General features: G+C 63.4%; 9 protein-coding genes. 5 read left to right on the forward strand and 4 right to left on the reverse strand.

What is annotated here, in order from left to right; genetic code table 11:
* The 4 genes from K9L28_10115 to K9L28_10130 form a co-directional block, all read left to right on the forward strand.
* The coding region (locus K9L28_10115; protein ID MCF7936680.1) for a hypothetical protein at nt 1–1,375 on the forward strand (1,375 nt) is incomplete at its 5' end.
* Nucleotides 1,375–3,813 (forward strand): DUF3536 domain-containing protein, encoded by a 2,439-nt coding sequence (locus K9L28_10120; GenBank protein ID MCF7936681.1) that lies wholly within the window; start codon nt 1,375–1,377, stop codon nt 3,811–3,813. The genes K9L28_10115 and K9L28_10120, both read left to right, overlap by 1 nt.
* A gap of 6 nt (nt 3,814–3,819) precedes the next feature.
* On the forward strand, nt 3,820–6,576 hold the full coding sequence (gene treY / locus K9L28_10125; GenBank protein MCF7936682.1) for a malto-oligosyltrehalose synthase: 2,757 nt from the start codon (nt 3,820–3,822) through the stop codon (nt 6,574–6,576).
* A 69-nt stretch (nt 6,577–6,645) separates the two neighbouring features.
* Nucleotides 6,646–7,263, forward strand: coding sequence for a hypothetical protein (locus tag K9L28_10130; protein MCF7936683.1), 618 nt, complete (start codon nt 6,646–6,648; stop codon nt 7,261–7,263).
* A 48-nt stretch (nt 7,264–7,311) separates the two neighbouring features.
* Here the strand turns inward: K9L28_10130 and K9L28_10135 are convergent, their stop codons facing one another.
* Complete coding sequence (locus K9L28_10135) at nt 7,312–7,665, reverse strand: hypothetical protein (protein ID MCF7936684.1); 354 nt, start codon at nt 7,663–7,665, stop codon at nt 7,312–7,314.
* Nucleotides 7,666–7,752: 87 nt separating this feature from the next.
* On the reverse strand, nt 7,753–8,052 hold the full coding sequence (locus K9L28_10140; GenBank protein MCF7936685.1) for a hypothetical protein: 300 nt from the start codon (nt 8,050–8,052) through the stop codon (nt 7,753–7,755).
* Nucleotides 8,053–8,300: 248 nt separating this feature from the next.
* Between K9L28_10140 and K9L28_10145 the strand changes: the two genes are divergently transcribed.
* Nucleotides 8,301–8,777 carry a universal stress protein gene (locus tag K9L28_10145; protein ID MCF7936686.1) on the forward strand — a complete coding sequence of 159 codons (477 nt, stop codon included), beginning with the start codon at nt 8,301–8,303 and terminating at the stop codon, nt 8,775–8,777.
* A 99-nt stretch (nt 8,778–8,876) separates the two neighbouring features.
* Here K9L28_10145 and K9L28_10150 read toward each other — a convergent pair whose 3' ends face one another.
* Together K9L28_10150 and K9L28_10155 are read right to left on the reverse strand one after the other, a co-directional pair.
* Entirely contained in the window at nt 8,877–10,562 is a 1,686-nt protein-coding gene (locus K9L28_10150) for a dihydroxy-acid dehydratase (protein MCF7936687.1), read from the reverse strand.
* A 740-nt stretch (nt 10,563–11,302) separates the two neighbouring features.
* Nucleotides 11,303–11,518: hypothetical protein (locus K9L28_10155; GenBank protein ID MCF7936688.1), on the reverse strand; the 216-nt coding region annotated here is incomplete at its 5' end.

Below are 11,518 nucleotides of genomic sequence, written 5' to 3' on the forward strand. Positions count from 1 at the left end.
GGGCTACGACGGTGTGGATCTCTTCGCCGTCCAGAACAGCTACGGCGGCCCCCAGGGCCTCAAGCGGCTGGTGGACGCCTGCCACCACCGAGGCCTCGCCGTGCTCCTCGATGTGGTCTACAACCATCTGGGCCCGGAGGGCAACTACCTCCGGGAGTTCGGGCCCTACTTCACCGACCGCTACCGCACCCCCTGGGGGGATGCGCTCAACTTCGACGGTCCGGGGAGCGACCAGGTCCGCCGTTTTTTCATCGAGAACGCTCTTTACTGGTCCCGTTGCTACCACATCGACGCGCTGCGTCTGGACGCCATCCACGCCATCGTGGACAGCAGCGCCTGCCCCTTCCTGGAAGAGCTCGCCGCCGCGGCCCGCAGGCATGCCGAACAGCAGGGACGACCCTTCCATCTCATCGCCGAAACGGACCGCAACGACCCCACGCCGGTGCGTTCCCCGGAGGCAGGGGGATACGGCATGAGCGCCCAGTGGAGCGACGATTTCCACCATTCCGTCCACGCTCTCCTCACAGGGGAACGGAGCGGCTACTACGCCGATTTCGGTCCACTGGACCGGCTGCACAAGGCACTGGAGCGCACCTACGTTCTGGACGGCTGCCACTCCGTCTTCCGCAGACGGCGGCACGGGCGGCCGTGCCCAGACCAACCGCCGCGACGGTTCGTGGTCGCCATCCAGAACCACGACCAGGTGGGCAATCGCCTCCGGGGCGCCCGGCTGAATACGCTGCTCTCCTTCGAGGCCCGGAAGCTCGCCGCCGGACTCCTGCTTCTGGCTCCCTTCGTGCCGCTGCTCTTTATGGGCGAGGAGTACGGCGAACCGCATCCCTTCCGCTATTTCACCAGCCACGGGGACCCCGAGCTGATCCGGGCCGTGGGGGAGGGAAGAAAGGCCGAGTTCGCCTCCTTCGGCTGGGGGGAGGAACCGCCGGACCCCCAGGACGAAGCGACCTTCCTGCAGTCACGCCTGCAGTGGGAGCTCCGCAACGAAGGCCGCCATGGAACGCTGCGCCGCTACTACCGGCGGCTCATCACCCTGCGGAAGGGCCCGCTGCACTGCACCGACCGACGGGAGCAGCTGGTTTCCTCGGACAGCGCCGCCGGACTGCTGACGGTCAGACTGCGGAACGACCACGGCGAGGTGTTCTGTCTGTACAACTGTTCCACCTCTTCCCATAGCGCCGCTGTTGGAACGCCCGGCGCAGGCCGGCGGTGGACACGGCTGCTGGAAAGCTCCGCCGGGATCTGGGACGGCCCGGGCGGGAGCGCCCCGGAAACCATCGGCAATGCGGATGCGCTCCGCTTCCGGATGCCAGCCACCAGTCTGGTGGTCTATCATAAAGACTGCGAGGTGAACCGCTGATGGAAAAGGCCATCTGCGTCCACGGACACTTCTACCAGCCACCGAGGGAAAACCCCTGGCTGGAGGAGGTGGAGATCCAGGAATCGGCCTATCCCTTCCACGACTGGAACGACCGGATCGCCGCCGAATGCTACGCGCCCAACACGGCGGCGCGCATCCTGGACAGCGACGGAAAGATCTCGGCCATCACCAATACATATTCCCGCATCAGCTTCAATTTCGGGCCCACGCTGCTCTCCTGGATGGAACGGCACGCCCCGGAGACCTACCGGGCGATCCTGGAAGCGGACCGCCTGGGGGCAGAGCGTTACGGCCACGGAACGGCCATCGCCCAGGTCTACAACCACATGATCATGCCCCTGGCTTCGAGGGCCGACAAGTACACCCAGGCCCTCTGGGGCATCCGGGACTTCGAGACCCGCTTCGGCCGAAAGCCGGAAGGCCTGTGGCTGCCGGAGACCGCCGTAGATACGGAGTCCCTGGAGGTTCTGGCCGAACTGGGAATCGCCTTCACCATCCTGGCTCCGCACCAGGCCGCGGCCGTTCGCCCCGCAGGAGGCGACGAGGAAAGCTGGCGGGATGTCTCGGGCGGCCACGTGGACCCCACGCTGCCCTACCACTGTCCCCTTCCTTCGGGACGGTCCATTGCTCTTTTCTTCTACGACGGCCCGGTCTCCCACGACCTGGCCTTCGACGGGCTGCTGGACAACGGCGACGAATTCGCACGGCGGCTGGAGGGGATCTTTCCCGACGAAGGCGACGACGGCCCGGCGCGGCTGGGGCACATCGCCACCGACGGGGAGACCTACGGCCATCACCACTACCGCGGCGAGATGGCCCTGGCCTACTGCCTCAACGCCATCGAGGAGCACAGCGACCACCGGCTCACCGTCTACGGCGCCTTTCTGGAGGCCCATCCGCCGCAGCAGGAGGTGCGCATCGTCGAGAACTCCTCCTGGAGCTGCATCCACGGCATCGAGCGATGGCGCAGCGACTGCGGCTGCAACAGCGGCGGACACCCCGGCTGGACCCAGCGGTGGCGTGCGCCGCTGCGGGCGGCGATGGACTGGCTCCGGGACACCCTGGCCCCGGACTACGAAAAAACGGCCGGGGACCTTCTGCGCGACCCCTGGCGGGCCCGCGACGACTATATCGACGTAGTCCTCGACCGGTCGCCGGAGAATGTCGCCTCCTTTCTGGAGGCCCATGCTCTCAAACCGCTGGACGCCGCCGGGCAGCGGAAGTGCCTGAAGCTCCTGGAGCTCCAGCGGCACGCCATGCTTATCTACACCAGCTGCGGCTGGTTCTTCGACGAGATCTCGGGCATCGAGACCACCCAGGTGCTCCGCTACGCCGCCAGGGCCCTCCATCTGGCCGAGGAGACCCTGGGCCTCCACCTGGAAGAGGAATTCGCCCGGCGGCTGGAGGAGGCACCGAGCAACATCACGCAGTTCGGCAACGGCATGGAGGTCTACAACCGGCTGGTCAGGGTCTCCCGCATCGACCTCCACCGGGTAGGCGCCCACTACGCCGTCTCCTCGCTCTTCCGCGAGCAGGACGACACCCCACAGACCATCTACTGCTACGCCGCCGAATGCCTCGACTGCGAGAAACACGAGGCCGGTGCCAGCAAGATGGCCCTGGGGCGCACGCGCTTCGTCTCCCACATCACCCGGGACGAAGAGACGATCACCTTCGCGGCGCTCCATCTGGGCGGGCACAACGTCCTCAGCGGTCTGAGCAGCTCCATCGACGACAGCACCTTCGAGGCGTTCAAAACGCACATGAACCGGGCCTTCGAGCTGGGCAACATCTCCGAACTGGTCTCTACCATCGACACCCACTTCGGACACCACAGCTACACCCTCTGGCACCTCTTCCGTGACGAACAGCGCCGGATCATGAAGGGCATCCTCGGCGAGGTCTCCGAACAGCCGGAACACGCCCTCCACGAGGTCATCAACACCCAGTACACGCTGCTCAACTTTCTGCGGGAGATCGACATGCCCTTCCCCAGAACGCTGAGCGTGGCCGCGGAGATCGCCCTCAACGCCGACATCGCCGACACCCTGGAAGCGGAGGAACTGGATCTGGAGAGGCTCGACAGTCTGCTGGACGCCGTGCTGCGCTGGGAGGTCCCGCTGGACAGGGATGCTCAGGCTCTGCGGGCGAGCCACCGGATTCGCACGCTGATGCTGCGGTTTGCAGACACCCCCCTGGACACGGCCCTCATCGGGCGGATGAACGCCTTTCTGGAGACCATCGAGCGAATCAGTCTGAACCCCAACTACTGGGAAGCCCAGAACAGCTGTTTTTCCGTCGCCGGGCAGCTCTATCCGGAACAGCAGGAACGCGCCGACCGGGGCGACAGCGACGCGGCAGCATGGCTGGAGGCCTTCCGGGAGCTGTCGGACCACCTGCAGCTACGGCTGGAGTGATCTGCCGTGCGTATCCCGCTGTCCACCTACCGCTTCCAGCTGACCCCCGAAACCCCGCTGGAGCAGCTCCGGCAGACCATCCCCTACCTCGCCGCCCTGGGGATCAGCGATCTCTATGTCTCGCCGCTGCCGGCCGCCATCCCGGGGAGCGAACACGGCTACGACGTCACCGATCCCCAGGCCGTTAACCCGGAGCTCGGCGATCTGGAGGACCTGGACCGGACCGCCGCCGTCGCCCGGGAACACCATATGGGATGGGTCCAGGACATCGTCCCCAACCACATGGCCTTCCATCCGGCCAACCGCTTTCTGCAGGACGTCCTGGAAACAGGCCCCTCCTCCCGGTACGCCCACTGGTTTGATATCCGGTGGGAGCACCACAACCCCCTCCTGCGGGGCAGGCTGCTCGCGCCCTTTCTGGGCGGCGATCTCCAGGAGGTACTGCGCTCCGGTGAACTGCAGCTGCGGCTCGAGGAGGGCGCGCTGGTTCTGGGGTACTACGAACACCGCTTTCCACTGCGCATCGAGAGCTACCCCCCTGTCCTGGAACCCCTGATCGGCGGACTCGGCCGGACGGCGACCCTGAAAGAACAGCAGTTGCTCGAGCGACTCCTGCGACTCGCCGACTGCTCGGGGAGCACACCCGGCGCGGAACAGTATCGGGAGATCACCGCCACCGGCAAGGCACTCCTGCAGCAAGCCGTCGCCCACAGCGTGGTGAACAGGGCTGTGGAAGAACGCCTCGAGCGGCTCAACAGCGAACCGGCAGAGCTCGCCGACCTCATCGACAGCCAGCACTACCTGCCAGCGCTCTGGAGGGTGGCCGCCGAGGCCATCAACTACCGGCGCTTCTTCCACATCAACAACCTGATCTCCCTGCGCATGGGCGACCCCAGGGTCTTCGACGCCACCCATCGGCTGCCGGCGCGGCTCTACAAGACAGGCACATTCACCGGCTTCCGCATCGACCACATCGACGGCCTCAAGGCTCCCGTCGCCTACCTGGAGCGGCTCCGCAACTCGGCCCCGGAGGCCTACATCGCGGTGGAAAAGATCCTCCAGCGGGGGGAGACGCTTCCCGAATCGTGGCCCATACAGGGGACCACCGGCTACGACACCTTGACCATCGCAAACGACATCCTCTGCGACAGGGCAGGGGAAGGGCAGCTCCGGGAGGCCTACCACAGCTTCACCGGCGACATGAGAGATCCGGCATCCCTCCTGTCCGAGACCAAACGGGAAGCCCTCACCACGTTGCTCTACGGCGATCTGGAGAACCTGGCCGTCAACGTGCTCGACGAAGCGGCCCGCAGACATCAGAGCCACGCCGTCTCGCGCAGAGCCGTGCTCCAGGTGCTGGAGGAACTGGTGGTGCGTTTCCCCAGGTACCGCACCTACCTGGGCGAGGAGTGCGGAACCAGCGAGGAGCAGGAGCTCCTCGGGGAACTGTTCTCATCGGTGGAAGAGGCGCTCCCCCAACGACGCGAAACCTGCAGTCTGGTCAGAGAGATCATGGAACAGAGCTACGAAGGGGAACCGACGGGAGAGCCAGACAGTGTGGTGCTACAGCTCCAGCAGCTCACCGGCCCCGTGATGGCCAAGGGCTTCGAGGACTCCTTTCTCTACCGGTACACACCGCTGCTCTCGCGGAATGAGGTGGGCGGTTCCCCGCTGCACCCCCCCTGCAGTGTGGAGACCTTCCACAGGTTCTGTGCCAGGCAACAGCAGGAAAGGCCCCACTCCATGAACGCCACGGCCACCCACGACACCAAGCGCGGCGAGGACGCCCGGGCACGGCTGAACGTTCTCACCGAACTGGCCGGAGCGTGGTCGGCGGGGCTCCCCCGGTGGCACCGGCAGCTCGAAACGGCCTGGCGCCGGCACAGTGAGATGCCCTTTCCTCTGGACCGACGGGAGGAACACTTTCTGCTGCAGTCCCTTATTGGCGGACTGCCCTTCGGCGGACCGGACGAATCCTTCGGGGAGCGGCTCGCGGCGTACATGGTGAAGGCCCTCCGCGAAGCCGGAGAGAGGAGCTCCTGGCAGGCGCCGGACAGGGAGCTGGAAGACGCCGTCGCCTCGCTGGTCCGCCTGCTGCTCTTCGATGATATGTTCGGCCCCTTTCGCGAGGACTTCCTCTCTTTCCAGCGGAAGGTCGCCTTCTACGGTGTCTTCAACTCGCTGGCCCAGACGGTGGCCAAGATCACCATCCCCGGCGTTCCCGACATCTACCAGGGCAGCGAGCTCTGGGACTTCAGCTTCGTCGATCCCGACAACCGCCGCAGCGTTGACTACGCATCCCGAAGCAGCACCCTTGCAGAGCTTGACGACATTCTGGAGCGTAACGATCCCACACTCCTCCGGGGACTTCTGGAAGCCCCCGAGGACGGCCGGATCAAGATGCTGGTGACCATGCGGACGCTCCAGGCCCGGCAGCGCTATCCTTCGCTGTTCACCCACGGAAGCTACGCCGGCATCGCCTGCCGGGGTGCCTGCGCCGACAGCCTCATCGCCTTCACCAGATACACCACAACGCAACGCGCCGTCTGCATCGTTCCCAGGCTCTGCAGCCATCTGGCGGCACCGGGCGAGCTGCCGCTGGGGAAAAGGGTATGGCGGGACACCACCCTGGAGTGGCCCGCACAGCCTGGCCGGGCCTGGCGGGATCTCATCAGTGGCATGACCGTCAATGACAGCAGGAAAATGGCTGTGGGAACAGTGCTGCAACATCTTCCCTGCGCCGTCTATGTTCCCATTGAATAACCCGTGACACCGACCAGGCCTGTACGGGAAGGACAACAGGCCATACTACATCGAGAGGAGTGTTCTCCCGTGGCGTCCCTCCCCAAGCGCTTCAGACTGCCTTTCCTGACAGCGGTCAGCTGTCTGGCCATCGCCGGTATCCTCGCCCTGCGTCCACCCTACAACGCACTCACGGCACTCACCAGGGCAGCGGGGATGCTGGGATATCTCTTTGTCTTCTACGCCATCGTTGCCTCGGCCTTCAAAAAGCAGGTTTTCCGTCTCTTAGGCATCCCCTTCATGAAGGTGCACCACACTTTCGCCGTTTCGGGACTGCTGCTGATGACGGTCCACCCGCTCTTTATGGCCGCGGAACTGGCCGACCCCGGGCTGCTGGCCCCGCGGCTGGACTCGCTGGAGTCCTTTCTCACCTTCGGCGGCCATCCGGCCTGGGCACTCTTTGTGATCGCCGCGGCCGCCGCGATGCTCAGCCGGAGGATCCCCCACTGGCGGGCGCTCCACCAGCTCACCTATCCGGCATTTCTCCTCGGTACGGTCCACGCCGTCAAAATCGGCACCGATGTGGGGGTCTCCCCTTTTCGGGAGATCGCCCTGGCCATGGCCGCTATCGTCGTAGCCGTCTGGATCGGCCAGCGGATCCAGAACTACAGGAGAAAAACGAGGGCAGAGAAAAGGCCGGTGCCGTAGGGAAACGCTCCCCACGGCACCGGCCGATCCCGGCTGGAGCACTTTTCGCTACTCTACCGTTATGGTCCGTTCAAGGGAACCGAATTTGTTGCAGGTGGCCTTGACGTGGATCTCCGTCTCGTCCTTCAGCTTCCCAAGATGGAAGAGCGCGACGGCTTCTCCGCTGCCCTGCTGCGACGACGCATGGAGGGTGTAGCGTCTGTCGCCGTCCACCGTTACCTCATAGCTTTCGACATAGTGGCTGCCGGCATCGGAGACACTGTGCCAGGCCCGTACCGTGAGCACCCCCGATTCCCTGTTGTACTCCAGAGCGAGTTTGGACGGCGGGTGCGCCATCACCACCGCAGAGAGGGAGAACAAAAGACCTACCGCCAGGATCACGACCACAGCTGACCTTCTCATCACGTATCAACCTCCCAAGACGTTTTCCATAGTGTACCACAAAACCCAAACAAACAACTGTTTCTTCATCACAAAAGAGCGCGCCTCTTATTGAAAGGAATACTGCAGAAACATCCGGAGCTTCTCCTCGTCCATTCCCGCATAGACCTCGCCGCGGAACCCCACCACCGCATCGACATTACAGGGGCCGCCGAGACAGGAACTGGGGATCACATTCACCTCGTCTTCCAGCCCAAGCTCTGTCACCACATCTTGGGCAACAGGGATGAACGCCCGGCTGCAGGGCCTGCAGACATAGAGGTCTTCCGCCGCATAGGCCCGGGAAAAGAGGACAACACCGCTTGCGACAACCAGCACCGCCAACCCGACAAGCAACAACCGCTTCATTGTGATCACTCCTTCTATCCGCTTTCCTTCGTCACGTTCTGCATGGTAAGGGTATCCCCCAACGCAGACTCCGTGAATGGTGAACCGCGCAGTACGGGATACGACATTCCACTGAATCCTCAAACCCCCCCACACAGCTATGTCCGCACCGGCAGGAAGCCCTGAGGGGTGGACACAATGGCTGATTGTCTCTTGAACAGCGTAACGTCCAGTGGGATAATCATTGTACTGAAGGGAGGGAACAGATCATGCGCAAAGCGTTGGCCGCCATCGACGAAAGCACGATCAGCAAAGAGCTTATCTCCTATGCCTTCCGCTACGCTTCACTGGAGCAGCTGGACGGATTGACCTTCTTCCACGTCATCAATCAGCCCCACTTCTCCAAGGATCTCCACTACTCCTACACGCTTCCCGACGAAGATGATCTGATCAACAGAGCAACCAGCAGATTCACCGGCATCATCGAGGAGGAGCGGGAAAAGAGCGATGCGGCTGTCTGCCCCTACCAGCTCCATGTGCGGGTGGGAACGGCCTACCACAAGATCATCGAGGAGGCCCGCAAGCCGGAGTACGAGATCATCCTGATCGGCCACCGGGGCCTCAACGACATCGAGGAGTTCTTTATCGGCAGCGTTGCGTCAAAGGTAGTCCGGCACGCCCCCTGTTCCGTGCTCGTCTACCATCCCAGACTGACGTTCCACCCCAGCGAGGAACCCCAGACGTAAGGACGAGAGACACAAAAAGCCGATTGTGCGCGAGGGGAGCATCCCTTGTCACACAATCGGCCCGGCACAGCATCGTCGCACCCTTGCGCTTGTACCGCTCTACCCGAACGAATCGGCGCTGTCGTCGAGCATACCCCCCCGGTCAGCCTGCAATGCGGTTCTGGCACAGAGGCCGAGGATACCCCTGCGGACCTTCGGTTCGATGGGCGCCCACTTCCTGAAACGTTCCGACCACTCCTCACCGTCGATATCGAGATCCACCCGACGGCCGGGGATGTCTACGACAATGGGATCACCATCCTGAATAATCGCAATGGGACCGCCCACAGCCGCTTCGGGGGCCACGTGCCCCACCGCCGCCCCCTCGGTAAAACCGGAGAAACGACCATCGGTGAGCACAAACACATCCTGCCCCAGCCCGAGCCCCACCAGAGCGTCGGTGGTCATCATCATCTCTTTCATCCCCGGCGCACCACGGGGGCCTTCGTAGCGGATCACCACCACATCGCCCGGCACGATTCGGCCGTTCACGACAGCGTGATGGGCCTCGTGGTCGGCGTGGAAGACCCTGGCGGTTCCCCGAAAACGGCGACGATCTTCCCGGATCGTCGTGGTCCGGCAGATAGCGCCGTCCGGCGCCAGGTTGCCGCGCACCACCGCAATGCCGCCGCTGCGGTACACGGGATCGTCACAGGAGGCGATCACGGCATGATCACCGGATCGAATCCGATTGGCGATCTCACCGGCGGTGACACCGGCAACACCATAAGCATCCGCATAGAGGTGCGATTTCAGCTCCCCCATCAGGGCCGGGACTCCGCCTGCCTCGTGGAAATCGATGACCGTCACCGTCCCCGTGGGAATCACACTGGAGAGCACCGGAACCTGACTGGAAAAGCGGTCGAAATCCTCCAAATCCAGGGGGATATCAAGCTCCCTGGCGATACTGAGAAGATGCAGCACCGCGTTGGTCGACCCGGCGATGGCCATCTCCATGATGATGGCGTTCCAGAGATTCTCTTTGGTCAGCCAGGAGTGCGGCGCCATCCCCTCTTTGACAAGCGTCACGATCCGCCGCCCCGTCTCCGTGGCGCACCGCTCCTTTTCGGCATACACCGCCGGGACGGTGGATGACCCCGGAAGCGCCAGCCCCATGCCCTCGGCGAGGATCTGCATGGTGTTGGCCGTCCCCATGAGCGCGCAGGCACCCGGGCCGGGACAGACGCTGTTTTCCAGCGATATCCGCCGCTCATCCATGTTCTCCTCGCCATACTGCGCGCCGAAGACCATCTGATCCAGCTCCGAGAGCACCACCTGCCGTCCTTCGCTCCTGGTCGTCAGCTGGGGCCCCCCGGAGAGGAAGATCGTGGGGAGACCGCTCCGCAGTGCACCGATGATCACGCCTGGGATGATACTGTCGCAGGAAGCGAGCAGCACCAGGCCGTCCAGGAGCTGCACGTTGGCCATGATCTCGATCGACGAGGCGATGATGTCGCGGATCACCAGCTCGTACCGCAGATGGGGCGTCCCGATCGGCACGGCGCCGCATGTGGCGATGGTCCGGAACTCGAAGGGCGTCCCCCCGGCCTGCCATATCCCGGCCTTGACCCGCCCGGCCAGTCTGTCGAGATGCACATGCCCAAGCCCCGCATCATTCGCGGGATTGACAACCCCGATCAGCGGTTTGGAAAGATCCACATCGTCATAGCCGCACCCCTTGTAGATCGCTCTCCGCGACGAGGTTTCCCGTCCCTCGAACAGATGCTGCTTCCGAGATCGGTACACGGCACTCCCCCCCTTTTTGGGCACTGTTCCGCACCGCGGCGGTTCACTATCTTGCTATTCTTCGCCTTTTACCCCCTTATTGAAACGGTCGGGGTTTTCTTCGGCCTCTTCGCTGCTATTGCTTCCTTTCCCGGTAACAATTACTGTAACGATTCCGACAAAGGGAAGTCCACTTATACCAATTCCAACCCACGGGGAGCTAAACAAGGCTGCTATGGTTCCACAGACGACGCTAACTACAACAATCGCCGTGGCACAAAGCTGCCCCCTTTTGCCAAATTGCCCGTCCCTTTTGTTCTGCTCCTGACTTCCGCGCGCAGACACTACGAACCCGCATGAGTACTGGATCTTCAGCGAGACTCTAGGCACTACAAATGTGCAGGGCGGACCATCGTCCCGATTGGGATAGTGATCCGCCCTGCAGCTTTGTTTGTTGCTCCTATCGTTCTATGCCTGTGTCGGTGGCCAATGTGGCCGAAGGAATGGTTGTCGCTGTCCTCCACGTCCGGGTGTCCGGCCTTGAGGGGTAGAGGGCTGCCGACTACCGGATCTTCAACGTGTGCCGTTCATTTCAGAAAGGGCGAGGGAAGGATCTGTCGGCAAAACGAACGGTTCGCGCACGCTGTGTGCCTTTGCTCTGTCTGCCTTGCCGGGATTGTGTGTACCATTTCCGCGCTGCGGCTCCCGCCGTTACCGCAATATCGGTACATTGACGGTAGCTTCCGTTCCTCCGCTCATTTCTACGTTGTCTCGTAGCTCCTGCGGTTTCTGTATTTCCGGAGCGAGAGCAGCTCCGTGGGGACCTCGCTCCGCCGTACCCCAAGGGCTTTGTAGATCCGCTTCGCTTCCGGCGAGAGGGTGCCGGGGAAGCGGTACTTCTTGCCGGTCGCCGTATCCTCGATGACCGCCGACTGGACGTCCAGCAATGTCTTGCGTATCTGTTCCACCGAGAGGTT

The organism is Synergistales bacterium, from assembly GCA_021736445.1.
Classification (GTDB): Bacteria; Synergistota; Synergistia; order Synergistales; family Aminiphilaceae; genus JAIPGA01.

Coding starts and splice junctions, on each gene's coding strand:
- K9L28_10120 (MCF7936681.1), top strand. CDS start 1,375: ATGGAAAAGGCCATCTGCGTCCACGGACACTTCTACCAGCCACCGAGG.
- K9L28_10145 (MCF7936686.1), top strand. CDS start 8,301: ATGCGCAAAGCGTTGGCCGCCATCGACGAAAGCACGATCAGCAAAGAG.
- K9L28_10140 (MCF7936685.1), bottom strand. CDS start 8,052: ATGAAGCGGTTGTTGCTTGTCGGGTTGGCGGTGCTGGTTGTCGCAAGC.
- K9L28_10135 (MCF7936684.1), bottom strand. CDS start 7,665: ATGAGAAGGTCAGCTGTGGTCGTGATCCTGGCGGTAGGTCTTTTGTTC.